The organism is Caballeronia glathei (assembly GCF_000698595.1).
GTDB classification, from domain to species: Bacteria; Pseudomonadota; Gammaproteobacteria; order Burkholderiales; family Burkholderiaceae; genus Caballeronia; species Caballeronia glathei.
In genome coordinates this window covers 66100-90851 of sequence record NZ_JFHC01000015.1, presented here as the reverse complement: position 1 = coordinate 90851, position 24752 = coordinate 66100, and the positions used below count along the sequence as shown (strand labels likewise).

Genomic DNA, 24752 nt, shown 5'->3' with positions numbered 1-24752 from the left:
TGAAAACGGAGACTTGAATGGCTGAAATGGAGCAACTTACCGCTGAGCAGGTTCAGGCGATGCTGACGCGCGGTCCGTACCATCAATGGCTCGGCTTGCGTGTTCTCGACGTACGCGACGGTACGATCGAGATAAGCGCGACGTGGCGGGAGGAATGGGTCGTCAATCCGGAGCGCCGCTACACACACGGCGGTATTCTTGCCGCGCTCGTTGACCTCACTGCGGACTGGGCACTCGTGTCGAAGACCGGTCGCGGTGTTCCGACGATCGACTTGCGCGTCGACTATCACCGCGCCGCGATGCCCGGGGACCTCACGGCGCGCGGCAAGGTTGTGAAGTTCGGCAGCGCGATCTCCGTGGCGGAGGCGCATGTCTATGACCAGTCCGGTGCGCTTCTCGCGAGCGGCCGGGGTGTCTACTCGACCGCGCCAGCGCCTGCGCCAAAGGCATGATGAGAACAGCGACCTCGACGCTCGACCATGTCGTCGTCAACGCGATGTTCGAAACCGATGCCGCGGCGTCGTGTTTCGAAGCACTTGGTTTCGCACTGACGCCGCGCGGCTATCACTCGCTGGGCTCGGTCAACCACCTGATGATGTTCGACGGGCACTACCTCGAACTCGTTGGCTTGCCGCCCGGCGCGACTACATTGCGACGTGAAATTCTCGAAAGCCGGCTTGGTATCGATGGACTCGTGTTCAGGACAGACGACGCGCAAGCGGCGCATGCGCGGCTCACGGGCGTCGGCGTGCGTGCAGGTGATCCTCAAACCTTCACGAGACCGGTCGATATCGACGGTACCGAGCAGATCGCACGCTTCAGGACTACGCGACTTGAGCCCGGCGAACTGTCCGCGGGACGCGTCTATTTTTGTGAGCACGTGACGCCCGAGTGGGTCTTTCGTCCTGAGTGGACGAAGCATCCGAACGGTGCGATCGGACTGAAGGAGTTGGTCGTCGTTAGCGGTCATCCGAGGCAGGACGCACAACGGTACGCGCTGATCGCCGGAAATTCAGATGCCGCTGCGTCGGCGAAATATGAAACCCGGATCGCGCTCGGTGATTTCGAACTGGTTTTCATCGAAAGCGCCGAGTACGAAGCGCGGTACCGCAGTCTCGTGAGCAACCCGGCCGGACGCGAGAGCTACTTCGGCGCGCTCGTCGTGGAGGTGGACGACATCGCATTCACACGTGCTCGCCTCGATGTGCTCGCGGAACGTTTCGACGAAAGCGTTGTGCGCTTGATGCCGTCCACACACCCAGGCAGCAATGCGCCGTCCGTTGCCGTGCTGCTAGGCGAACTCAATGCCGTCATTGAATTTATCGGAGCAGTTGAACATGCGCACGCCTGAGAATCTCGGCGACCTGATCGACACCAGTGTCGATCCACACAAGCTCGCGTTGATCGCGCTCGGGGAACCGGACGAAGCGGGCGCCTCGCAGGATGCACACGTGACCTTTGGCGAACTCGACGCACTGGCGGACGGCGTCGCGCGTTCCCTGGTTCGCGCGGGGCTGAAGCTAGGCGAGCGCGTCGCCATTCTGTCGGCGAACTGCCCTGAATATGTAGCGGCGTTGCTTGGCATCATGCGCGCAGGAATGGTCGCGGTGCCGGTCAACTTCCGGTTTCCTTCTGCGTTGTCGACGTTCGTGATTCGCGATAGCGGCGCGCGAATGGTGTTCTGCGATGTCGCACGGCTTGCCGATTGTCCGGACGACCTGCCGAAGGTCGTATTCGATTCAGCAGGGAAACAAGGCTTTGCCTCGTTTGTCGATCCGGGACTGTTCGAGACTGTCGTACCCGCTCCCGATGCGGCCGCGATGTTCCTGTATACGTCCGGCTCTACCGGGAAGCCCAAAGGCGTGATGCTTTCGCACAGAAGTCATCTTTGGGTTGCGCGCACGCGGGCACGCGCACAACCGCCGGAGACTCATCGTTTCCTCGTGGCTGCGCCCATGTACCACATGAACGCGCTCACGCTCGTGCTGATGTCGCTGTATGGCAGTGGCACGGTCGTTCTTCTTCCGCAGTTCACCGCGCGCATGTACATCACGGCCATCGAGCGTTACGGCGTCACCTGGCTTACGTCCGTTCCTCCGATGATTGCGATGATGCTTCGTGAAAAGGATCTGCTGGCGCGCACGGATCTCTCGTCGGTACGCTTCATCCGGATGGGTTCGGCGCCTGTCAGCGAAAGCTTGCTTGCTCAAATCGCCGACGTTTTGCCGAATGCGAAACTCACGAACGTCTACGGGACGACCGAGGGTGGACCGATCGTGTTCGGCCCACATCCTGACCGGCATGAACCGCCGTTGCTGTCGGTCGGCTATCCGCATCCTGAAGTCGCCGTGAAACTGATCGACGCGTCGCAGGCGGGACCCGCAACCGGCGTGCTGGCAGTGAAGAGTCCCGCCGTGATGCTCGGTTATCACAATCGGCCGGACCTGCCGCTACCCGTCACGAGCGATGGGTTCTACGTGACTGGCGACGTGTTTCGGCGCGACGAACTGGGCTTCTATGCATTCGTCGGCCGCGCGGACGACATGTTCGTGTCGGGTGGAGAAAACATCTTCCCCGGCGAGGTCGAGCAGGTGCTCGAAACGCATCCGGATATCGCGCAGGCGTGTGTGGTGCCGGTCGACGATGACATCAAGGGAACGAAGCCGGTCGCATTCGTCGTGCGGCGCGCGGATGCGGCGCTGAACGAAGAGGACGTGAAACGGCACGCGCTCATGCACGCGCCTGCGTACCAGCATCCGCGGCGCGTTTGGTTCATCGACGCCTTGCCGCTTGCCTCCACCAACAAGATCGATCGTGCCCTGTTGAGGGCCATGGCGGTTGCATCGCTGCAGGACAGCGAGACCGCGTAGACAGATCGATACCACTGATACCCAAGGAGTTCAGCATGAAAGAGAACTTTCGCGAGTTTCTCGCACGGTTGCGCACAGCGGGGCAACTGATCGATATCCGTCAGCCCGTCGATATCCGGCATGTGGGAACGCTCGTCGACCAGAGTGACAAGGCCTTGCTGTTTCATGACGTGATCGGCTATAGCGTGCCGTTGCTCTCCGGCATCATCCGCACGCAGGAGCGGGCGATGATGGCGATGGGCTGCGATAGCTACTTCGAGATCGAGAAGATGCTGGAGCGTGGCATCCGGAATCCGATTCCTCCGACATATGTCGCCACGTCCGCGACGAAAGAGGTGATCTACAAGGGTGACGACGTCGACCTGTTTCGTTTGCCGATTCCGATGTCGTCGATCTTCGACGGCGGGCCGATGATCACCGCGGGTATCGTCATCTCGCGCGATCCGGAATACGGGCTGAACAGCGGCATCTATCGATTCATGGTGAAGGAGAAGGCGCTGACCGGCATCGATATCGTGACGCCCAACAACATGCGGATGTTCGCGCAGCGCGCTTACGAGCAAGGCCGTCCGTGTCCAATCTCCATTTCGATCGGCAACCACCCGATGGAAATCATGGGCGCCGGCTACCGCGCGCCGATCGGTGTCGACGAAATGGCGATCGCCGGCGGCATTCGTGGGGTCCCGGTCGAACTGGCGCCGTGCGAGACCGTCGATCTGCCGTATATCGCCGACTCGGAAATCGTGATCGAAGCGGAAATCCTGCCGACGGGCTGGACACAGCCGGAAGGGCGATTCGGAGAATTCACCGCGCTGATGGGCGGCCTGCACTGGAACCCGGACGTGCGTATCAAGGCGATCATGCATCGGCGCGACGCCATGTACTACTCGCTGCACATGCCTTGGGAAAACACCTGGCTCGCGGCGCCCACCCGTTATCAGGCCATCCGCAGCGCACTGCGCACGGCCGGCGTGCAGGTGAAGGACATCAACGTGACGCTCGGCGGCCGCGCGTTCTGGCATGCGGTCATTTCGATCAAGAAGCAGGCGGGCGAGGGCAAGAACGCGCTGTTGGCTGCGTTGTCGGTGATGGACCTGAAGCATGTGGTCGTGGTGGACGATGACATCGATGTGTTCAACGGCGAAGAGGTCGAATGGGCGATTGCAACGCGCGTGCAGGGCGATCGCGATCTGATCGTGATTCCCGGCGCACGGGCCAAGCCGCTCGATCCGAGCCTGCCGGTGATGCCCCCGGGCATGGTGCCCACGGGTGCGAAGGTCGGAGTCGACGCGACGATTTCGGAGGGCATACCGCACGAGCGATATGAGCGCATTTCGTATGCGTATGCGGATACGGCGAAGATCGCCGACTACGTTGGCGGCAAGGCCGACACGGTGCTCGTTTCGGACCCCCGCAAGGTGCAGGAAGCCGCCGCGGATGCCCTGGCGCTGGTCGGCGATGTGCCGCTCTACTACACCGAGCTCGCGGAGCGGCTATCGAAATATGACTTCCAGACGCTGGCGCGGGCACTCGGCGAACTCCACGAGCGCAAGCAGTTGTGGAAGACGGCGGAAGGCAAGCTGTGCGTGCGCGGCTCAGCGTTCGATGCGGTCCCCCCGACACGCCGGTGATCCTCGCGATGTCTTCATGCGAGCTGCGCGTGAGCGCAGCGCCTCTCACTCCCTTCGATGAGCAGACATGATGCAACCTTCCATGCGTGCCAGGCGTGCCCTTCTTGCCGTCGCGATGTCCATCCTCACACTGTCCGCGCATGCCGCGACGCTGCGTATCGGCTACTGGACGAGCGGTGTGAGCCTGGGTCTCGGCGCGGTGCTGGAGACAGGCGATTTTCTGAAGAAGGCCGGCATCGACGATGTGCGCTTCGTCCACTTCGCCGAAGTCAACGCGCCGGCGAGCGGGCTGGCCGCGAACGTGATCGACGTCAGCTTCAGCGTGGCGGGCGCGAGTGCGTTCAGCATCGCGGCAACAGGGGTGCCGGTCAAGATCTTCGGTGCGACCGCGCCGGCCGATGTCACCTTCGTCGCGCCAGCCGGTTCGGGCATCAAGTCGCTCGCCGAGTTGCGCGGCAAGAAGATCGGCATGTCCCCCGCCGGAAGCTCGGTTGCATTGATGACGGCCGCGGTCCTGCGTGCCAATTACGGCTTGAATGCCGGTGACTACTCGCTCGTGCCTGGCAATGAGGCACGTCTTGCGCAATTTCTCTCGCAGGACCAGGTCGACGCGGCCGCGCTGCGTTCTGTCACCGTCGCGCAACTTGCGGAAGTGAAGACGCGACGACTGGGCACGCTCGTCGAGGAATGGCACAAACTGACGAAGTCGGACGCGATGCCTTATCTTGGCGTAGGCGCTGCGCGCACGGAGTTGATTCAGAAGGATCCGCAGACCGTAGCGAAGCTGATCGTCGCGATTCACGACGCAATTGCGTGGGGCAGTGCGCATCCCGAACAGGTTGCGGCAACGCTGCAGAAAGTCGCCAATCTGCCCGCGAGCGATGCCCGGATCTACGCGGCGCATTGGGCCGAGCTGAACAGCATTTCGTTCGAATCCGCCGATATCGATACGCTCAGGCGCGAGCAGCAGATCTTTGCGGCGAGCGGCGCTATCAAGGGCACACTCCCGCCGGACGTATTCGTCACGGGCCCGTATGAAATGGCAAAGAAAATGATGGCTGGGCGAAAGCCATGACGCGCCCGGATGCAGAATATACCGGCCGGACAAGCAGAGGAGGTGGAGCATGACTTCGCGATCAGGAGGGCCGCGGCGCATCGTGGTCGGTATCAGCGGGGCGTCGGGTGCGATCTATGGCGTGCGGCTGCTTCGCTTGCTGCGGCAACTCGAGGTGGAGTCGCACCTTGTGGTCAGCCGGTCGGCGCAGGTGACGCTCGCGCAGGAAATGCATATGAAGCTCGCCGATCTGCAAGCGCTTGCGGATGTCTGCTATCCGAACGCCGATATCGGTGCAGCGATTTCGAGCGGGTCGTTTCGCGTGGACGGCATGATCGTCGCGCCGTGTTCGATCAAGACACTCTCGGAGGTTGCCACCGGCTGCACCGGTTCGTTGCTGTCGCGCGCAGCGGACGTGATGCTGAAAGAGCGCCGCCCGCTCGTGTTGATGGTGCGCGAGACGCCGCTGCACGCGGGTCATATTCGCAGCCTGGCAGCGGTTACCGAAGCAGGCGCGATCGTGTATCCGCCCGTACCAGCCTTCTATGCAATGCCGGAAACGCTCGAGCAGATGGTCGATCACACGCTTGGCCGCGTGCTCGATCTATTCGATATCGATTCAGGAACCATACGCCGCTGGAGCGGAACCTCGGGGTGAGGTTCGCCTGTTTGTGGCCTGTTTACTTCCAGATAGGCATCTCCTAGAATGGTGAGGTGCCTACAGCATTGCGTAAGCATAATACCAAGGCACTCCTGGAACGAGGTACAGGTCAATATGGCAGGAAAAGTGATATCTGCGGATAAGGCGGCAACCGAAGGCAAGTTGTTGGGCGAGTCGACTTATCTGGCTATCCGGCAGGCGATCCTGTCGTGTTCGCTGAGACCCGAGAGCATGCTGACGGAGGCGGCGTTGATGGAGCAGTACGCGGTTGGCAAGTCCACATGCCGACTGGCGCTCGCACGTCTCACGCATGACGGGCTCGTGCGTTCGGTGCCGCGTCACGGCTATATCGTCGTGCCGGTTACGCTGAAGGACGTCGAGGAGGTGTTCGCGCTGCGGCTCATCCTCGAGCCCGAGGCCGCGCGGCTTGCTGCCGGCAAGGTGGACGCGAAGGCGCTGATGCGGATCGATCGCGCTGCGCGGGCCAATACGGCGTCGAAAAATCACGGCAACCGTATCGACTTCTTCCTCGATGCGAACCGGGAGTTTCATCTGATGATCGCGATGGCGTCTGGCAATGAACGTCTCGTTCGCAGCATCGCGGTGTTGTTCGACGAAATGACGCGGCTGGTGGCGCTCGGTTTCAGCGGCGAAGACGACAGTCCCGAAATCGCGGACGATCACCGTCTCCTGGTCGAGGCGTTGACGGCCGGCGACGGCAAGGCGGCCGCGCGCATTACGCGCCGTCACATCGAGAAGTTCCGCGACATGACGATGGAACGCGTGCTTCGAAGCATGAAGCAGGACTTTGAACATGCGCCGCTGATGGCGATTGGAAGGTAGGCCGGAATAGAGAGGTTCCGTCATATTTTCGGATTCTCTTTATTGAATAGATTGTGCCGCGCATTTTGTTTTGATAGTAAAAGTTAGTATTCCTCCTGGAAGACGCTAACACAAGCCGATCGCATCCACACTTCGGGCGGAGCACCATGAAGCCATTGCGTACCGTTATCAAGGTTGTTCTCGCGCTTTCTATTATTGCTTGCAGCATTACGGGCGCGTATGCAACGACGCTGCGTGTCGGCTACTGGACGAGCGGCATCAGCCTTGGCTTCGGTGCCGTTCTCGAGGCGCAGAAGTTCTTCGAGAAGCAGGGGCTGCAAGTGCAGTTCATTCACTTTCCGGATGTGAACGGGCCTACCACGGCGCTTGCGTCCAACGCTATCGATCTGGCGTTCGGCACGAGCCTTGCCGGGGCGCTCAGCCTCAGTCAGCAGGGCGTACCCATCCGCATGATCGCCGCTACGCAGATGATCGACGCACAGATTGTCGTGCTCGCGGATTCGCCGATTCGCGCGCCGTCGGAGTTGCGTGGAAAGAAGATCGGCATGTCGCCAGTGGGCAGCGGGACGACAGGTGTCGGCACCGCCGTGCTGGACGGAAACTATGGCCTGAAACTTGCCGATTACCGTCTGGTCGCAGGTGACGAACCGCGTCTCGCGCAATTCCTCCTGCAGAAGAACGTCGACGCGGCGGTCATGCGACCCACCACAGTGGCACAGGTGCCGGACAGCAACCAGAAGCTGCGCGTGATCGCCACGCTCTCCGATCAATGGAAGCAGATGACCAGGGCCTCCACGCCGCCGTACATCGGCGTCGCGGTCATGCGCAACGAATGGCTGGAACAGAATCCCAACGATGCCGCAAAGGTCATCACGGCCATGCGAGAGGCGCTCGCCTTCGGCGCGGCTAATCCTGCCGCAGTGGTGGCGATACTCAGGAAGGCCGCCAGCATGAACGACCAGGGCGCCCGCTTCTACAGTGACCACTGGACAGCCATGAATACAGTCTCGTTCAAACAGACCGATGTCGACACACTCAAACGAACGTTCGAGGTATTCAAGGCTGGTGGCACGCTGAAGGGCGAATTGCCCGCGGACCTCTTTTATCAGAAACCCTATCTCGACTCCGAGGCAGGCAAATGACGACTCCTGGCACGAACAAGTGCCGAGGGTGGCCGGCGCCCGTTGCAGCGTGCCGGTTTTAACGGGAGCAGTGACATGACGGACAAATGCGACGCCATGGTCGCAAGCATTGCATGGCCGGCGAGCAGAATCCGCTGGCCGGAAGAGGGAATTACACGCGTGCCGCTGCGCGTATTTTCCGACGCGGCAACCTACGAGCGCGAACAGGACGCGGTATTTCGCGGGCCGACGTGGAGCTTCCTGTGCCTCGACGCCGAGATTCCGGAGGCAGGCGATTACATCACGACGAAGGTTGGCCAAACATCGGTCATCGTCGTTCGCGACAAGGACGGCACAATCCACGGGCTCGTGAACAAGTGCGTGCACAAGGGATCGGTGCTCTGCTACGAAGCGCAAGGCAACCGCAAGCGGCCGAACTTCGTCTGTCCTTACCACAACTGGGTTTACAACTTCGACGGCGAGCTCACGAGCGTGGCGTTCGAGAAGGGTGTGCAGGGCAAAGGCGGCATGCCGGAAGATTTCGACAAATCGAAGCACCGTCTGAAGAAGCTGCGCGTGGAGACCCTACGCGGGTTGGTGTTTGGTTCATTCTCCGATGACGCACCTGTGCTGAAGGACTATCTCGGGCCGACGATGGTGCGGCACATCGAACGCACGCTCTACGGCCGCGTGAGAATTCTTGGCCGGTACAGCCAGGTAATGCACAACAACTGGAAACTCTACGTCGAGAACAGCCGGGACAACTATCATCCGAGCCTGCTGCATGCATTTTTCTCGACGTTCAAAATCAACCGGTTATCCGCGGAAGGCGGCACGTTGCAGGACGAGGACAGCCGCCACCACATCACCTTCACGAAGCGCTTCACCGACGTCGGCGACCAGGTGTACGACTCCGGCGTGATCCGCGCGATGCGTGACGATTTCGGCCTTGCAGATCCATCGCTGATCGATCAGTGGATGGAGTATCCCGACCAGATCACTAACGCGATCCAGAGCATTTTCCCGGGCTTCGTGCTGCATCAGATCATGAACTCGATTGGCGTTCGTCAGGTCGTGCCGCTTGGCGTAGACCGGTGCGAACTGATCTGGACAATACTCGGCTTCGAAGAAGACACGCCGGAACAAACGCTCATCCGCCGCAAGCAGAGCAACCTCGTCGGCCCGGCGGGTTACGTGTCGATGGAAGATGGCACGATCGGGGCGTTCGTTGAAAAGGGCATACGGGGCGATCTCGACGATGCCGCAGTGATCGAGATGGGCGGCAAGAGTGTCGGCCCCATGGCGACGCGCGCGACCGAAACGTCGGTGCGCGGATTCTGGAAATTTTATCGGGAACTGATGCATGTCTAGCACTACGCGTTTCCTCGAAGTGGAAGTCAGCACGCAGACCCGCGCCTGTATCGACCGACTGATGGCCCACTATTGCAGCTCGATTGACAACGGGGACCTTGATTGCTGGCCGGGCTTCTTTGCCGACGACTGTACCTACCGCATCCTGACACGCGCGGACTTCGAAGCCGGACGTGATTTCGGCATCTGGTTCTGCAACACGCGCGGCATGCTGCAGGATCGCGTGAGTTCGATCAGGTCGGTGAACGTGTTCGAGCCTCATGTATACCGCCACGTACTCGGGCCGACGGAAATCGTCAGTGTTGACGACGGTCTCATCAACTGCGAAACGAGCTACATGGTTGTGCGCACGGGCTATGAAGGGACGATGATCGTCTTCAGCGCGGGGCGCTACGTCGATACGGTGGTTGTCGAAGCGGGGCGTGCGCTGCTGCGGGAGCGCACGGTCGTGACGGACTCATGCCGCTACGACACGCTCGTCGCGCTTCCGATATGAGGGCGCCATCCCGATGACCGATCCCGCTCGCCGATACCGGCTGCATCTGGAGAGCCAGCGACGGCAATCGCCAGCTTTCCATTTCGACGAGACCGTGTGGCAGACCGCTTGCGAGCGACATCCCGGTCTCGCGCAGCGGATCGATGTCTCGTTCGGATGGGACGGTGAACGCTTTTTGCGTCCACTCGATGACGTCGATTTCTTGCTGGCGTCAAGGTTTCCGCATGCGGTTGTAAACGACGCGCCGCGCCTGCGCTGGATTCATACGACGGGCGCTGGCGTCGATCAGCTGATGCCCCTCGAACGCCTTCGCAGCGATCTGATTCTGACGAACAGCAGCGGTATACATAGCGACAAGGCCGCCGAATTTGCGCAGATGGCGCTGCTGATGCTGAACTCGCAGATGCCTCGTGTCCTTCAGGCGCAGCGCGAGCATCGATGGGAGCCGCGGCTCACTACGCCGATTCGCGGCAAGACGGCGCTAGTGATCGGCTTTGGCGATCTGGGAATGGCTGCGGCTCGTGCCGCGCACGCGGCGGGGTTGCGCGTGATCGGGCTGAACCGCAGCGGGTCGGCTTCCGGTGCGACCGATGCCGCGCACGTGCTCGCACCGGTGGACGCGCTCGACGAGTGGCTGCCCCAAGCCGACTTCGTCATCGTGACCGCGCCGCTCACTCCCGCCACTCGGAATCTGCTTTCCGCGCAGCGGCTGGCGCGCATGCGGCCGGGTGCGGGGATCATCAACATGTCGCGCGCCGCGCTGATCGACTACGCGGCCTTGTTCGAGCGTCTGCGCTCGGGTGCCTGCAGCGGCGCGATTCTCGACGTATTCGATCCCGAGCCGTTGCCTGACGACAATGCCGCGTGGGACGTGCCGGGGCTTGTCGTGACGCCGCACATATCATGCGATGCGCCCGACTACAGTGTGCGGGTGCTTGAACTCTGGTTCGGCAATTTTGCCAGATTGCTTCGCGGTGAGCCGCTGATGAATGTCGTCAGCCTTGCACGTGGGTACTGATCAGAGTGCGCTGTGGGTATGAATCTAAAGATCACATGCGAGCCGTCGCGCGGGTGCGCATGGTTCGGATTCAACCGGTCGATGCAACACGCGCGAGCACTCGAAGACTCAATCCCAGCGGATTAAGGCATCGCGCATGAGGCCGCTCGCGTTCAGACGCGGAATTCGGCCTGCGTAATGACGATCAGCCCGACTGACGCATCCTTTGCCTGGCGAGCCACGACTTCCTTGATCGCGGGTTGTCCAAAGGCGAACGCTTCACGCCGGGAAACGATGTGATCGATGCCGGCGGCAGCGCCCAGCGCATGTTCCGTCAGGACGCAACTGATCGTGACGCCGTCAACGATTGCATCAAAGCATATCGGGCCTTCGCCTACGTAAATGCTGTCAATGTGTGGAAACAGAATATTCATTTCAATCTCGATAGATGAAGCAGCGCGGACAGGAGCTGCAAAAGCCGTCTTTCGTGTCGCCCGGTCAAGCCATCTGCATGGCGAGCGTCTGTGCGACGAACGCCGGCTTGTCCTCGCCCGCGATCTGCAACTCGTTTTCGGTCTTCACGACGGTCTCGCGTGTGCAGGTAGCCATGCGTGAGCCATGGCGTGCGTACGACGACCTCGCCTGCAGCTGCTGGCAGTGGCCGCAGTGACGTGGCGATACATCGCCGACTTGCGCCGAAACGCTTCCATCAGAGAAAACTGGCACGAGCGCACGTCGGATCACCTAGCAAGACTACATAAAGGCTTCGAATAGAACCCCTCTCGCGACGGGAGGGACAGGGGAAACGTGGAGGCCGGCAGTGCGGCAAAGCGATGGCGAAGCCGCTTGCACGATGGTGCCCTTTAATTTTCTGATAGGAGACCGGCGTAGACCATCCTGGTGAATTGATCGCCGTTAAAAACGAAATTTCCCCATTTGGCGTCGAAGGCAGCGGTCGGCTTTGCGGCAACAATTTCGTCGAGCGACTTGCCCTGTTGTTTCAGGGCAGCCACGTTGTTTCGCACCGTGACCAGCATGTCGCGGAATTCAATCAGTTGATCGCGGGTGCCCACAGCGCCGTGGCCAGGAATGACGATGGTGTGATCCGTAGTGCGCGCGACAGCTTGGTTGGCCCACTTGATCGCGCCATCGATACTGCCGCCGTCTTCATTGTCGATATACGGGTAAATGCCATTCCAGAAGGTATCTCCCAACGCCAATACATCCGCGTCCTTGAAATAGACCCACAGGTCGCCGTCGGTGTGACCGCCGCCGAAATTTTCAACTTCGATCCTGGTCCCTGCGAAAGTGAATGTTTTTCCCTTATTGACCAGCAGGGTCGGGCGTGCTCCTGCGGGCACAGGATCGAAGGTCCAGTTCCAGGCATCCACGTGCGTTGTTTCGGTCAAATGCTTCAAAGTATTCCTGTGAGCAACGATGGTCGCGCCGGCCGCATGCATCCATGCATTGCCATCGGTATGGTCCCAGTGCCAATGCGTGTTGACTACGTATTTCAGCGGCGCAGGGCTGATATTACTGAGCACAGCCTGCAATTTTTTCTGCGATTTACTAATGCCGGCATCCACCACGAATTTCCCTTCTTTTCCCGACAGGACGGTGATGTTCCCTCCGGAACCCATTATCACGGTGATATTTCCGCGGAGGGACTCCACGACGAGATCCGAGTCGGCACGTCGCAAATAACGCGCGCCTGCACCGGTATGAAAATAATCGTCTTGCGCAACGTACGTGCTTTGAGGAGGCTGATTAACGGAATCCGCAAACGCAGCGCTAGAGGCATACAGACCGCCGGACGCAATGGAAACCATTGCCAATAGTGCTGGCAGTACGCGAGCTTTCTTGATGATCGTTCCCAGCTTGACGAGTGTATTCACTTTGCTATTCCTTGGTTCAGGGCACTAAATCGTGCGCCTGCATGAAAATTATGGGGATAGCAAATGAACTTCGATACACGAGTGTGAAGGGAATTCCTGCCAAGTTGAAGTTGTTTTCTGCCAAAAAAACAGACGGAAATTCACTCGCCGGAAGCGTCCGATAGAAGACACGTTTTCAACAATGCCCGGATGCGGTCGACGTCTACGTTTCGTGTCGATTAATCGTTACGTTGGCACCATTCTTCAAAGTGCGTCAGCGGACTCCAGGACGGGATGCCCGGTCGCTTATGCACGTCAGTGCTGGGCTCTGATGTATTCTGCCGTTTGGTCTGTTATAGAGTGCATCGTCACGGGTTGGCGTTCCGGGGCAGAAGCGTTAAGGTAGTAGCAATATTCCGGTCAAACGATGAAGCGAGTGCCTCATATCATATGGAATGGACAAACACACGACCCACCACCCCGGGTTACTACTGGTTGCGCTTCGTCGACGACCGATCGCCCCAACAAACCATCGCGGAAATCTCCGAGGTGCCGGGCAATGGGATGGGCGAGTACGTCGTAATTCTGATGGGAGACGACTCCATCATGGAACTCGACGACGCGTTCTTCGACGGCGGGCTGTTCGCTGGACCGATCGAGCCACCGTTGATCGAGAACCGACCGTAACCAGACTGACCGCCCGACTAGTCGCGCGGCGGTTTGAGGTTACCGTGCGAGACTGTCGGTTTTAATGCCAACTGCGAGCGTGTTATGAGCCGTCTGGTGGTCGTATCAAACCGCACTTCCGATCCTCGCAAAGCGGCGGCAGGGGGCCTCGCGGTCGCTCTCCGGGAAAGCCTTGAACAGACTGGCGGCGTATGGTTCGGCTGGAGCGGCAAACTTGCCGAAAGGGCGGACGGTGGAGCGGCCGACCAGCACGGTCTTCAGGTTCACACGTCCGGTAATGTGACGCTCGCGACGCTTGACCTGAGTCGCGAGGATCACGACACCTATTACCTGGGCTATTCCAACGGCGTTCTGTGGCCAGTGTGTCACTACCGCCTGGATCTCGCGAATTTCGATACGCGCTTCGCAAAAGGTTACCGGCGGGTGAACCAGTTGTTCGCGCGCAAATTGCTGACACTGTTGAAGCCAGATGACATTATCTGGGTCCACGACTATCACCTGATCCCGCTGGCTGCGGAGTTGCGTTTGGCGGGCTGCAACAATCGTATCGGCTTTTTCCTGCACATTCCGATGCCGCCGCCGCTGATCATGGCGGCGATTCCCGAGCACGAATGGCTGATGCGCTCGCTCTTTGCCTACGATCTCGTCGGCTTCCAGGCCCAGTCCGATGTCACGCACTTCTCTCACTACGTCGAATCGGAGGCTCGGGCAGTCCGCCTGGGACCCAATCATCTACGCGCGTTCGACCGCACACTACAGGTCGGGGCCTATCCGATCGGCATCGATGTTGAGGAGTTCGTCCGCCTCGCTCAGGCCAAGGAAGGGCGCGACATGTTTGCGCGCATGCGTGAAGAATATTCGCGGCGGCGCTTGCTTCTCGGCGTTGATCGACTTGATTACTCGAAAGGGCTGCCGCAAAGGATTCACGCTTTTCGGCAATTGCTGGAGCGCTATCCGGAAAATCGCGACAGTGCAACGCTGATCCAGATTGCGTCGCCGAGCCGCGAGGATGTCGGCGCATACGATGACCTGCGCCGCGAGATGGACAGCCTGTGCGGAGCGATCAACGGCGACTTCGGGGAATTGGACTGGATGCCGGTCCGCTATATCCATCGCAATGTGGCTCGCAAGCGGCTGCCTGGTCTCTATCGCGCCAGTCGCGTCGCGCTGGTGACACCGTTGCGCGACGGGATGAACCTGGTGGCCAAGGAGTTCATCGCGGCTCAAGACCCGGCTGATCCGGGCATGCTGGTGCTTTCGCGTTTCGCCGGTGCCGCCGAGCAGCTGAAGGAAGCGCTGCTCGTCAACCCTTACGATACACAAGGCACAGCGGACGCCATTCAGCGGGCATTGGTCATGCCGCTGGATGAGCGCATCAATCGACATTCAGCGCTCTTGAACCGGGTGCGCAAACAGGACGTTCACTGGTGGTCGGAGACCTTTTTGAAGGCACTCGCGGAGGCGGAGCCGGTTTCAGCGCAGATGAGTTGAGGTAAATGCGTTTCGCGCCACAGGGACTTCCGATCAGGCGTCACGCATCATGGCGCCTGTATTTATCATCGATAGGTTGCTCTTGCTATCGCCCCGCGACGTAACGAGCCTGCGTCGCAACAGCGTGGCGATTCGCAGGCCGCGGAAGCCCGAGATTCTCGCGCAGCGTGCGCCCTTCGTATTCCGTCCGAAAGAGCCCGCGCCGCTGCAATTCCGGCACCACGAGTTCCGCAAACTCGATCAGTCCTCCGGGCAGCCAGGGCGACATGATGTTGAAGCCGTCTGCGCCGCCTTCCTCGAACCACTGCTGCAACCGGTCGGCGATGCTTTGCGGCGTGCCGACCACTTGCTGATGGCCGCGCGCCCCTGCGATGCGCAGATAGAGATCGCGTATCGTCAGGTTCTCGCGCCGTGCCAGGTCGAAGAGAAGCCGCTGACGACTTCTGCCGCCATTGGTCTCCGGCAGCTCCGGCAGGGGGCCGTCGACGGGGAACTGCGAGAGATCCACGCCACCCGACATGTTCGACAGCAGTGACAACCCAACGTCCGGATGGATGAGATCCTGCAATTGCTCGAACTTCGCGCGCGCTTCGGCTTCGGTCCTGCCGATCACAGGAAAGATTCCGGGCATGATCTTCAGATGGTCTGCATTCCGCCCATAACGCGCGAGCCTGCCCTTCAGGTCGCGATAGAACTCCTGTGCTTCTTCGAGCGTCTGGTGCGCGACGAACACGACCTCGGCGGTAGCGGCGGCGAGCTCCTTGCCGGCCTCCGACGCACCCGCTTGCACGACGACGGGCCAGCCCTGCGGCGAACGCGCGACGTTGAGCGGCCCGCGCACCTTGAAATGCCTGCCGCGATGGTTGAGCAGGTGCAGCTTGTCCGGATCGAAATAGACGCCGCTTGGCTTGTCGCGCAAGAACGCGTCGTCTTCCCAGCTGTCCCACAGGCCTGCCACCACGTCGTAGAACTCGCGCGCGCGCTCATAGCGCACGGCGTGATCGGGATGTTGCTCGAAGCTGAAGTTCAGCGCCTCGGATTCGGTGCTCGACGTGACCAGGTTCCAGCCCGAGCGGCCGCCACTCAGATGATCCAGCGACGCAAACTTGCGCGCGAGATTGTAGGGCTCGTTGAAAGTGGTCGATACGGTCGCGATCAGCCCGACGTTGCGCGTGACGACCGACAGGGCCGACAGGAGCGTCAGCGGCTCGAAGTGATCGGCGCGTGCGGTGCGCGAGAGAGATGGAAGGTGCGTATCGCGGACACCGACGCTATCCGCGAAGAATATGGCATCGAACTTTGCGCGCTCGGCCACTTGTGCGAGCCGTGCGTAATGTGCGAAGTCCAGACCACCGTGGGCGTCGGCATCGGGGTGACGCCATGCGGCGATGTGATGCCCGGTTTCCATCAGGAACGCGCCCAGATGCATTTGCCGCTTGGGCTTCTGTTGTTGTTCGTTCTGGCTCATTGTATGTTCAGTCGGATAGGGCGCCACGACAAGCGGAGCGCGAGCAGCCGCCTTGTGTATTGCGCGTTTCGTTGGCTATCGAAGCTTTGTTCGGGCTTGCCGTGTCAGCGGACGTCTGACGGAGCGACGTCACTCTGCAACTGCCCCAGCTCCCCCAGTATTTCATCACGCAGTACGACGAACCGCGCATCACTGCGATCGCGCGGCCTAGCCAGCCCGACGTCGATCACCTTGCCGATCCGCCCCGGGCGAGCCTGCATCACGACAACGCGGTCGGCGAGAAACACGGCTTCATCGACGTCGTGCGTGACGAGCACCATCGTGATCCGCTCGTGTTCCCAGATGCGTTGCAGTTCGCGCTGGAGGCGAGCCCGCGTGAGCGCGTCGAGCGCACCGAACGGTTCGTCGAGCAGCAGCAGGCGAGGGCGGTTCACGAGCCCGCGCGCGATGGCAACGCGCTGGGCCATCCCGCCCGAGAGCTGATGCGGGAAATGATGCTCATAGCCGCGCAGTCCTACGAGCGCGATATGTTCGGCGACCGCGCGACGCTTCTCGTCGCGAGAGAGCCGCGCGTTCTTCAGCGCGATCGCGATGTTCTGTTCGACGTCGAGCCACGGAAACAGCCGGTGGTCCTGGAACACGATGCCGCGTGCAAGATCGGTCGTGCGCACGGGCTCGCCTGCGAAGTCGATTGAGCCGTCGAAGTCGCCGTCGAGACCTGCGATCAGGCGCAGCAGCGTCGACTTGCCGCAGCCGCTCGCGCCGACGATGCTCACGAACTCGCCGCTCGCGATCGAGAGGTCGATGCCGTCGAGCACGGGCCGCGCGGTGGCGTCGCCCGCGAAGCGCTTGCTGACCTGGCGCAGGTCGAGCCTGCTGTCGGAATCCTGGATGACGGTCGACACGATGAAGCTCCTATTGCGTGAGGCGCGCCGCTTGCGCGGCATGAGTGAACCAGCGCCGCTGAACAGCGCGCGCGAGCGCGTTGAGCGCCCATCCCGTCACGCCGACCACGATGACCCCGAACACCACGAGATCCATGCGGAACTGCTCGCTGCCATCCACGAGCGTATTGCCGATCCCGCTTCCCGCCACCAGCAGATATTCGGCACCGAGGGTCGCGAGCCATGAATAGATCAGCGCGAGGTAGATGCCGGTGAACAGCGAGGGCAGCGCCGCCGGCAGCACGACATGAGCGACGGTCTGCCACTTGCTGTATCGGAACACGCGGGCGACCTCGAGCAAGGCCGGCGACACCGCGCGGATCCCGTCGTTCGTATGGACGACCACTGGCACGAGTGCCGCGAGCGAGAGGAACACGACCTTCGCGACGTCGCCGAGGCCGAACCAGACGGAAATGAGCGGTATCCACGCGAACAGCGATACCTGCTTGAACGTATTGAAGCTCGGGCCGATCGCGCGGCTCGCGATCTTCGAGACGCCGAGCAGCGCGCCGAGCGCCAGACCCGCGATCGTGCCGATCGTGAAGCCGGTCAGCTCGCGGGTGAGCGACGCGGACATCGCACGCCATAGCGCGCCGCTCTCTGCCTGCGCAATCGCGGTGTGCAGCACCTGCGCGGGCGACACCATGATGCCTTGCGTGCCGCTTGCGTTGCGAGAGACGTACCACCACACGGCGAGCGCCGCGAGCGGCAGCACCCAGCCGCGCCATCTTCCGGCCGGCTGATCGATGCCGACCTCGCGGCCGGCTTCGAGTTCGAGTGAGCTGTCAGCCATCGTGCCCTCCGTCAGCGTGGGTTGCCGCGCTGCAAGCGCGCTTCGAGCAGTGTGAGGATGCGGTCGGCGAGATACCCGATTGCGCCGACCACGAGCACCGAAGCCAGGACGAGATCGAGCTGGAACAGCTGCCGCCCGTAGACGATCAGGTAGCCGAGTCCTTCCGACGACGCGACGAGTTCCACCACGACGAGCGTGAGCCACGCCTTCGTGAAGGCGAGCCGCACGCTCGTGCCGATCACGGGCACGGCGGCGGGAAGGATCACCGAGCGTATGGTTTGCGAGCGCGTGAAGCGGAACACGCGCGCGACTTCCCGGTAGGCATCGGGTGTCTGGCGGAAACCCTGCAAGGTGCCGAGCGTGACGGGAACGAGCGCCGCGTGTGCGATCAGGAGGTACTTCAGCGGCTCGCCGATCCCGACGACGATCATGAGGAACGGAAGCCAGCCGAGCACCGGAACCTGCACGATCGCGTTGAACGCGGGCAGCAGATAGGCTTCCGCCGTGCGCGAAAGCCCGAGCATGCCGCCGAGCAGCAGGCCCAGCAACACGCCCGCGCCGAAGCCCACCGCGACCCGCGAAAGGCTCGCGCCGACGTGCATCCACAACTCGCCGCTGCGGACCATGCCTGCGAGCGTATCGAAGACGAGCGAGGGCGGCGGCAGCACTTGCGCCGAGATCCAGCCGTATCGCGAGCCGAGCGACCACAGCGCGGCACACACGGCGGGCAGCAGCCAGGGCAGCGCGATCCAGCCGGCCGAGCGGCCCGTGTTCAGCAGCGAGGCGCGCGCCAAAGGGCGCGCATCGCGCACGCCGGTATCGAGCGCGGGATTGAAATTGCGTGCGAAACCGTTCGCCATCGTCGAGTCTCCGGGAACCGGAACGGCCAGCGTTCCGGCGTGTAAGGGATCAGCATGCGATCGGCTTGCCCGATGCATCGAAGCGCGGCCAGTAGCTCTGAAGCTTCAGCGTTCTGAGGGCCTCATCCAGGTATTTCGGCTCGAACCAGCCGTTCACGCTCACCGGCTGGCGGATCAGGTTCAGGCGCAGGGCGTCGTCGGCCACGGCCTGATAGCGGGCGATCAGAAACGGATCGATCAGCGGCGAACTGCGGTCCTTCAACTGCTGGTTCGCATACTCCGCCTGCCACGATTGCGCCGGCACTCCGCTCTTCGACCACAGTGCGAACAACGCATCGCGATTGGCTTCATCGGACGACCACTGCGACGCCTGCACGACCGACGTCACGACCTTCTGCACGATCTCCGGATGCGCGCGCTCGAAGTCTTCGAGCACGAGCAGATGCGCCTGCCGCGTGAACTGCAAACCGCCGTCGCGCGATGCATAGACGATCTTCGCGAGCCCTTGCCGCTGGAGCTTGAAGAGGTTGTAGTCGAGGAAGACGGCATCCACGCCCTTCGATGCGAGCGCAGCCTGCGATGCCGCTGAATCGAGATTGATCACGCGCAGGTCGCGCTCGCTGAGGCCGTGCTCCTTGAGTACGTTGTCGGCGACGAGTTGCAGGTTGGTCCCCCGGAAGATGCCGACGCGCTTGCCCCTGAGGTCCTTCACGCCCTTGATGTCGGAGTCGGGAGGCACCGCGAGGTAGACCCCCGCGCGCACATTGGATGCCAGCAGCAAGTGCGTCTTGAGTCCGTTCGCCCGGCCGAGCACGGAGGGCAGGTCGCCCTGATAGGCGAAGTCGATCTGCTTGTTCGCGAGCGCCTCGTTCACGGCCGGCCCCGCGCCCTTGAAAAAGATCCACTCCACTTTAGTGCCGTCGGTCTTCAGCGAATCTTCCACGCGATGCTGCAATTGCGCGGTCGCGGCAGGTGAGCCGCCGAACACGGGCGGGTCGCCGGTGCCCTGTTGCGCGACGCCGATGCGCACGACGTCCGGCGCGGCGGCGAAGGCGGTTGTGTTGACGATCACGCCGAGCATGACGGTCGACGCGCTGAGTAGATGTCGTAGTCTCATCGTGTATGCGGGGAAGGACAGGGGAGGCCGGACGAGCGTCCGGACCCGATCTCGAAACGGGTTACGCGCGCGTGGTGCGCGAGACGGTGCGGCTCGTGCGGCCATCGACGCCTACGGGCACGTCGCCGCTCACGGTCGCGCGGCGTACGACGCGATGCGCGTCGGCGTAGTCGGCGACGGCATAGTGCTGCGTCGCGCGGTTGTCCCAGATCGCGACGTCGCCCTGCGTCCAGCGCCAGCGCACGGTGTTTTCGAGGCGCGTAACGTGGTCCTGGAAGAGTTCGAGCAGGCGATCCGAGTCGCGCTGCGACAAGCCGGCGAAGCGCTGCACGAAGTGCCCGAGCACGAGGCTGCGTTCGCCCGTTTCCGGATGCACGCGCACGACCGGATGCTCGGTTTCGTAGAGCGTCGAGGTGAACTGCTCGCGATACGCGAGTTCCGCATCGGTGACGGGCGTCGAACGGTTTGCCGCGTAATCGTAGGCGTTCGAATGGACGGCCCAAAGCGTGTCGGCGAGTGCGCGCAACGGTTGTGGCAGATGTTCGTATGCCGCGACCGTGTTGGCCCACACGGTGTCGCCCCCCGCTGGAGGAATCACGACGCCGCGCAGGATCGATATCTTCGGGTAGGCATCGACGAAGGTGACGTCCGTATGCCACGAATTGGCGCGCGTGCCGTGCTTCGAGTCCAGTTCGAGCAGGCGGCTGCCGCTCGCGACCGAGTTCACGGTCGGATGCGCGACGGTCTCGCCGAAGCGCGCGGCGAAAGCTTCCTGAGCGGCGTCGTCGAGGTGCGACTGGCCGCGAAAGAACAGCACCTTATGCTCGAGCAGCGCGGCGTTGATCGCGCCGATGGTGGCGTCGTCGAGCTCGGCACCGAGCGCCACGCCGCGTATCTCCGCACCGATCCGCCCGCCGACCGGACGTACCTGTAGCTCGGCATGCGCAACCGTGCGTGGCGCTGTGGACGGATGCGAAAGAGTGGTTGTGCCGGTCATGCGAATCTCCCGTGAAGTCGGTTTGATTGGGTCGACGAATTGAAGCATCGTCTGCGATGCGAACCAACGAAGCGATTCGACTTTGCTTTTCATGCGTGCGGTCGATGGCATTGCAGGATCCCGAAGAAAGGCGCGTTTCCGGACGCCGGGTGAAAGCGTCGTCACCAATGGGAGGCTTTGGCGCGTTAACGCCGCTGCTCCCGCGCCGGCAACCGCTGCTATCTTTCGATAACCGCTGCTGACACGCGTCGATGCGTCGTTGAGAGCGACGCGATGGGCACGCGACATATCGTTATCAAGTTTGCTTCGTTGCACCACGCCGCGCGGCGAACTTAAGCTTGCCTACTTTGCCCTGACATCCGACTTCATGACGACCCAGCCGCTCACCAGCGCCGACCTCGACGCCCGCTTTTCCGAACTCTTCGATCGCATCGCGCAAGGCAGCATTGACCGCGAACAGAACCGCACGCTGGCCCACGAACCCGTGCAATGGCTGAAAGCCTCGGGCTTCACCTCGCTGCGCGTGCCGCGGCGGTATGGCGGCGGCGGGATCACGCTGCCGCAGTTCTTCGCGTTGCTCACGCAACTCGGTGCGGCCGACTCGAATCTTCCGCAGATCCTGCGCGCGCACTTCGGCTTTATCGAGTATCGGCTCGAAGGGCGCGATGAAACGTTGCGCGAGCGCTGGCTCACGCGTGTCGCGAAGGGCGAGACGGTGGGTGCGGCGACGTCCGAGCGGTCCAATTCCACGCACAACTCCGTCGCGCTTGCCCGCGACGATGCGACCGGGCGCTTCAGGCTCGACGGAGAGAAGTACTACAGCACCGGCACGCTCTATGCCGACTGGGTCAGTGTCGCGGCGCACGACGCTGACACGGACATCAACGTGATCGTTGCCACCCATGCGCCGGGCGTCACCCGCAGCGACGACTGGGACGGTTTCGGGCAGCGCCTGACCGCGAGCGGCACGACGCGCTTCGATGGCGTGCTGGTGGCGGAGGAACAGATCGTGTCGCGCTACAAGGCCTCGGAGCCGCGGCGCGACTCGTTCATGACGGCGTTCTTCCAGACCGTGCATCTCGCGACGCTCGCCGGTATCACGCAGGCGGTGCAGCGCGATGCCGTTGCCTTCGTTCAGGCACGCACGCGGACCTTCGGCGTGCCGGGCCGGTCGAGCCCGCGCGACAATCCGCTCGTGCATCGCGTGGTCGGGCGGCTCGCGAGCCTCGCGTATTCGACGCAGAGCATCGTCGCCTCACTGTCGGCATCGCTGCAGCGGCTTCGTGAGGCACGCCAGGCAGGCCACGCCACGACCGACGACTACATCGCCGTCGATATCGAAGCGTACAAGGCGCAACAGATCGTGATCGAGCAGACACTCGAGGCGTCGACGCTATTGTTCGAAGTCGGCGGAGCGTCCGCGACAAGCGAAGCGAGACAGCTGGACCGGCACTGGCGCAACGCGCGTGTGATCGCCTCGCACAATCCGGCGACGCAGCGCGAGGCCGCGGTGGGCCGCTATCACGTGAACGGCATTGCGCCCGACGAACGCTTCAGCCTGCCGCATGAGGCACAGGCGGCGCGAACGGACGCAGCGCGCGCCGATCTCGGCGAATCCGTGCAATAAGGACGCATCCGACGTCATGCGCCCGATGCCGCTATGCAGAGCACGATCGCTGCGTTGCCAAATTCGGTTTCGGCGCTTGCGATGAAGCGCAAGCGCCGGAAATGCGCGCATAACGGATGGCGCGTGGGACGTCATCGATGGCATTCAGTCAGCGGCCGCATGGGCCGCTTCGATCTTCGACAGGAACTCGTCACATGAAAGCAACACGACTCGCGCTCGGGGGCGCGACGGTTATCGCATTGAGCATCGCGCTTGCGGGCTGCAACAAATCCGAACCGGCATCGCAGGCGCTGGCTTCCGCGGCCAAGGCAGTCACGGGCGGCGCGCTGACCTGGGGCGTGACGACCGAGCCCGCGTGCTTCGACCCGCATCGCTCGTCGCAGCAGAATTCGTTCTGGGTGATCCGGAACTACATCGATTCGCTGATCTCGAAGAAGACCGACGGCACGTACGCACCGTGGCTCGCGAAGTCGTGGAGCGTGGCCGACGACGGCAAGAGCTACACGTTCAACCTGCGTGAGGACGTGAAGTTCACCGACGGCACGCCGTTCGACAGCGCCGCGGTCAAGGCCAACTTCGACTACATCCTGAAGAACGTGAGCACGACTTCGTCGTCTGCGTCGCTGCTGGTTCACTTCGATCGCGTGGAGGTCGTGTCGCCTTCGGTGGTCAGGCTCGTGATGAAGCAGCCCGACTCGACCACGCTCGAATCGCTGTCGAGCGTCAAGCTCGGTTTCATCTCGCCGAAAGCGCTCGCGGAAAACAAGGACTTGTGCGGCGGCGGGCCGGGCATCGTCGGAACGGGGCCGTTCGTGTTCAGGTCGTATCAGCGCGGACAGCAGGCGACCTTCGAGCGCAACCCCGATTACCACTGGGCGCCCGGCAATGCTCAGCATCAGGGGCCGGCCTATCTGGACCGGGTCACGTACCGCTTCCTGCCGGAAGCCGCCGTGCGTACGGGTGCGCTCGGCTCGGGCCAGGTCGATTTGATCGAAGGCGTGCAGCCGACCGACATCGCCGTCTTCGACAAGGTCGACGGCTTCCAGTATGTAAGCGGCCCGTCGGCCACCACGTCGTTCACGCTGAACATCAATTACACGGTCGCGCCGGCGAGCGACGTGCGCGTGCGCCGCGCGCTGCGCGACGGCTTCGATCTCGACGCCATCGTGAAGAGCGTGTATCTCGGCACGGTGCGGCGCGCGTGGTCGAACATCGGCCCCGACAATCCGGACTACAACGCGAGCCTCAAGGACTCGTGGGGCAACAACGTGGCCGCCGCGAACAAGCTGCTCGACGAAGCAGGCTGGACGCAGCGCGACAGTGAGGGCTTTCGCGTGCGCGACGGGAAGCGACTATCGATCGAAGTCGGCTATCCGCAACCATATGTGCGTGACAGTCGCGACGTGCTGATCCGCGCGGTGCAGTCCGCGCTGCGGCAGAACATCGGGCTCGACCTCGGGCTTCGCATCACCACGGCGGGGGATTTCGCCAACCAGAAGGCAAGCGGCAACTGGACCATCTATCCGAACACGGACAACCCGTCGGACGTCGCGATGGAACTGTGGGACATGCTCGGAGACAAGGGCTTCCTCTACAACGCGATCGCCTCGCCGGATGCGGCGATCGTCGGGCAAATCAACCGTGCGCGCGTGCTGCCGGTGGGCGAAGAACGCCGCAAGCTGCTCGGCGACATCCAGAAGCGCGCCGTCGACGAGGCATTCATCGTGCCGCTCTTCGCGCCGGTCTACCAGCTTGCCGCGAAGTCGACCGTGCATGGCATTGGCTTCGAGCCGCAGCTCGACGGTCCGGCGAGTTCGTACGACCTGTGGGTCGACAAGCCGGGAGCGTGA

23 protein-coding genes are annotated in these 24752 nt (G+C 62.3%); 15 read left to right on the top strand and 8 right to left on the bottom strand.

Annotation, left to right across the window (positions count from 1 at the left end; all coding sequences use genetic code 11):
- Nucleotides 1–17 precede the first annotated feature (17 nt).
- The 11 genes from BG61_RS12400 to BG61_RS12350 all read left to right on the top strand — a co-directional run bounded on the left by BG61_RS12400 (nt 18) and on the right by BG61_RS12350 (nt 11065).
- Entirely contained in the window at nt 18–452 is a 435-nt protein-coding gene (locus BG61_RS12400) for a PaaI family thioesterase (protein ID WP_035925711.1), read from the top strand.
- Complete coding sequence (locus BG61_RS12395) at nt 449–1351, top strand: VOC family protein (RefSeq protein ID WP_035925714.1); 903 nt, start codon at nt 449–451, stop codon at nt 1349–1351. Before BG61_RS12400 ends, BG61_RS12395 begins: the two co-directional genes overlap by 4 nt.
- Nucleotides 1338–2870, top strand: a complete 1533-nt coding sequence (locus tag BG61_RS12390; protein WP_035925717.1) for a class I adenylate-forming enzyme family protein — start codon at nt 1338–1340, stop codon at nt 2868–2870. Before BG61_RS12395 ends, BG61_RS12390 begins: the two co-directional genes overlap by 14 nt.
- Nucleotides 2871–2905: 35 nt before the next feature.
- On the top strand, nt 2906–4501 hold the full coding sequence (locus BG61_RS12385) for a UbiD family decarboxylase (protein WP_035925719.1): 1596 nt from the start codon (nt 2906–2908) through the stop codon (nt 4499–4501).
- Nucleotides 4502–4568: 67 nt separating this feature from the next.
- Entirely contained in the window at nt 4569–5576 is a 1008-nt protein-coding gene (locus tag BG61_RS12380; RefSeq protein ID WP_232255971.1) for an ABC transporter substrate-binding protein, read from the top strand.
- Between the two features lie 49 nt (nt 5577–5625).
- Nucleotides 5626–6213, top strand: coding sequence for a UbiX family flavin prenyltransferase (locus BG61_RS12375; protein WP_035925722.1), 588 nt, complete (start codon nt 5626–5628; stop codon nt 6211–6213).
- A 168-nt stretch (nt 6214–6381) separates the two neighbouring features.
- Nucleotides 6382–7059 (top strand): GntR family transcriptional regulator, encoded by a 678-nt coding sequence (locus tag BG61_RS12370; protein ID WP_232255972.1) that lies wholly within the window; start codon nt 6382–6384, stop codon nt 7057–7059.
- Between the two features lie 146 nt (nt 7060–7205).
- Nucleotides 7206–8201, top strand: a complete 996-nt coding sequence (locus tag BG61_RS12365; protein WP_035925727.1) for an ABC transporter substrate-binding protein — start codon at nt 7206–7208, stop codon at nt 8199–8201.
- Between the two features lie 75 nt (nt 8202–8276).
- Nucleotides 8277–9551, top strand: coding sequence for an aromatic ring-hydroxylating dioxygenase subunit alpha (locus tag BG61_RS12360; protein WP_081868052.1), 1275 nt, complete (start codon nt 8277–8279; stop codon nt 9549–9551).
- A complete protein-coding gene (locus BG61_RS12355) occupies nt 9544–10047 on the top strand; it encodes an aromatic-ring-hydroxylating dioxygenase subunit beta (protein WP_051672455.1) in 504 nt (167 codons plus the stop codon). The genes BG61_RS12360 and BG61_RS12355 overlap by 8 nt, the downstream gene beginning before the upstream one ends.
- 13 nt (nt 10048–10060) lie before the next feature.
- Nucleotides 10061–11065 (top strand): D-2-hydroxyacid dehydrogenase, encoded by a 1005-nt coding sequence (locus BG61_RS12350; RefSeq protein WP_035925730.1) that lies wholly within the window; start codon nt 10061–10063, stop codon nt 11063–11065.
- A 152-nt stretch (nt 11066–11217) separates the two neighbouring features.
- Here BG61_RS12350 and BG61_RS12345 read toward each other — a convergent pair whose 3' ends face one another.
- Together BG61_RS12345 and BG61_RS12340 are read right to left on the bottom strand one after the other, a co-directional pair.
- Nucleotides 11218–11478: a hypothetical protein gene (locus BG61_RS12345; RefSeq protein ID WP_035925734.1), complete on the bottom strand. Its 261-nt coding sequence runs from the start codon at nt 11476–11478 to the stop codon at nt 11218–11220.
- A 429-nt stretch (nt 11479–11907) separates the two neighbouring features.
- Entirely contained in the window at nt 11908–12939 is a 1032-nt protein-coding gene (locus BG61_RS12340) for an MBL fold metallo-hydrolase (protein WP_232255973.1), read from the bottom strand.
- Between the two features lie 429 nt (nt 12940–13368).
- Between BG61_RS12340 and BG61_RS12335 the strand changes: the two genes are divergently transcribed.
- Together BG61_RS12335 and otsA are read left to right on the top strand one after the other, a co-directional pair.
- The gene (locus BG61_RS12335; protein ID WP_035925739.1) at nt 13369–13605 is read left to right on the top strand and encodes a hypothetical protein; all 237 of its coding nucleotides are present in this window, start codon (nt 13369–13371) and stop codon (nt 13603–13605) included.
- Between the two features lie 84 nt (nt 13606–13689).
- Nucleotides 13690–15096 carry an alpha,alpha-trehalose-phosphate synthase (UDP-forming) gene (gene otsA, locus BG61_RS12330; protein ID WP_035925741.1) on the top strand — a complete coding sequence of 469 codons (1407 nt, stop codon included), beginning with the start codon at nt 13690–13692 and terminating at the stop codon, nt 15094–15096.
- Nucleotides 15097–15181: 85 nt separating this feature from the next.
- Here the strand turns inward: otsA and BG61_RS12325 are convergent, their stop codons facing one another.
- The 6 genes from BG61_RS12325 to BG61_RS12300 all read right to left on the bottom strand — a co-directional run bounded on the left by BG61_RS12325 (nt 15182) and on the right by BG61_RS12300 (nt 21275).
- Nucleotides 15182–16564 (bottom strand): LLM class flavin-dependent oxidoreductase, encoded by a 1383-nt coding sequence (locus BG61_RS12325; protein WP_035925744.1) that lies wholly within the window; start codon nt 16562–16564, stop codon nt 15182–15184.
- Between the two features lie 104 nt (nt 16565–16668).
- A complete protein-coding gene (locus tag BG61_RS12320; RefSeq protein ID WP_232255977.1) occupies nt 16669–17472 on the bottom strand; it encodes an ABC transporter ATP-binding protein in 804 nt (267 codons plus the stop codon).
- A gap of 7 nt (nt 17473–17479) precedes the next feature.
- Nucleotides 17480–18301, bottom strand: a complete 822-nt coding sequence (locus BG61_RS12315; RefSeq protein ID WP_051672454.1) for an ABC transporter permease — start codon at nt 18299–18301, stop codon at nt 17480–17482.
- Nucleotides 18302–18312: 11 nt separating this feature from the next.
- Nucleotides 18313–19161 carry an ABC transporter permease gene (locus tag BG61_RS12310; RefSeq protein ID WP_035925747.1) on the bottom strand — a complete coding sequence of 283 codons (849 nt, stop codon included), beginning with the start codon at nt 19159–19161 and terminating at the stop codon, nt 18313–18315.
- 49 nt (nt 19162–19210) lie between these two features.
- The gene (locus tag BG61_RS12305; RefSeq protein WP_035925749.1) at nt 19211–20278 is read right to left on the bottom strand and encodes an ABC transporter substrate-binding protein; all 1068 of its coding nucleotides are present in this window, start codon (nt 20276–20278) and stop codon (nt 19211–19213) included.
- Nucleotides 20279–20339: 61 nt separating this feature from the next.
- Complete coding sequence (locus BG61_RS12300) at nt 20340–21275, bottom strand: TauD/TfdA dioxygenase family protein (protein WP_035925889.1); 936 nt, start codon at nt 21273–21275, stop codon at nt 20340–20342.
- A 367-nt stretch (nt 21276–21642) separates the two neighbouring features.
- Between BG61_RS12300 and BG61_RS12295 the strand changes: the two genes are divergently transcribed.
- A complete protein-coding gene (locus BG61_RS12295; RefSeq protein WP_035925752.1) occupies nt 21643–22902 on the top strand; it encodes an acyl-CoA dehydrogenase family protein in 1260 nt (419 codons plus the stop codon).
- Nucleotides 22903–23096: 194 nt separating this feature from the next.
- On the top strand, nt 23097–24752 hold the full coding sequence (locus tag BG61_RS12290) for an ABC transporter substrate-binding protein (protein WP_035925755.1): 1656 nt from the start codon (nt 23097–23099) through the stop codon (nt 24750–24752).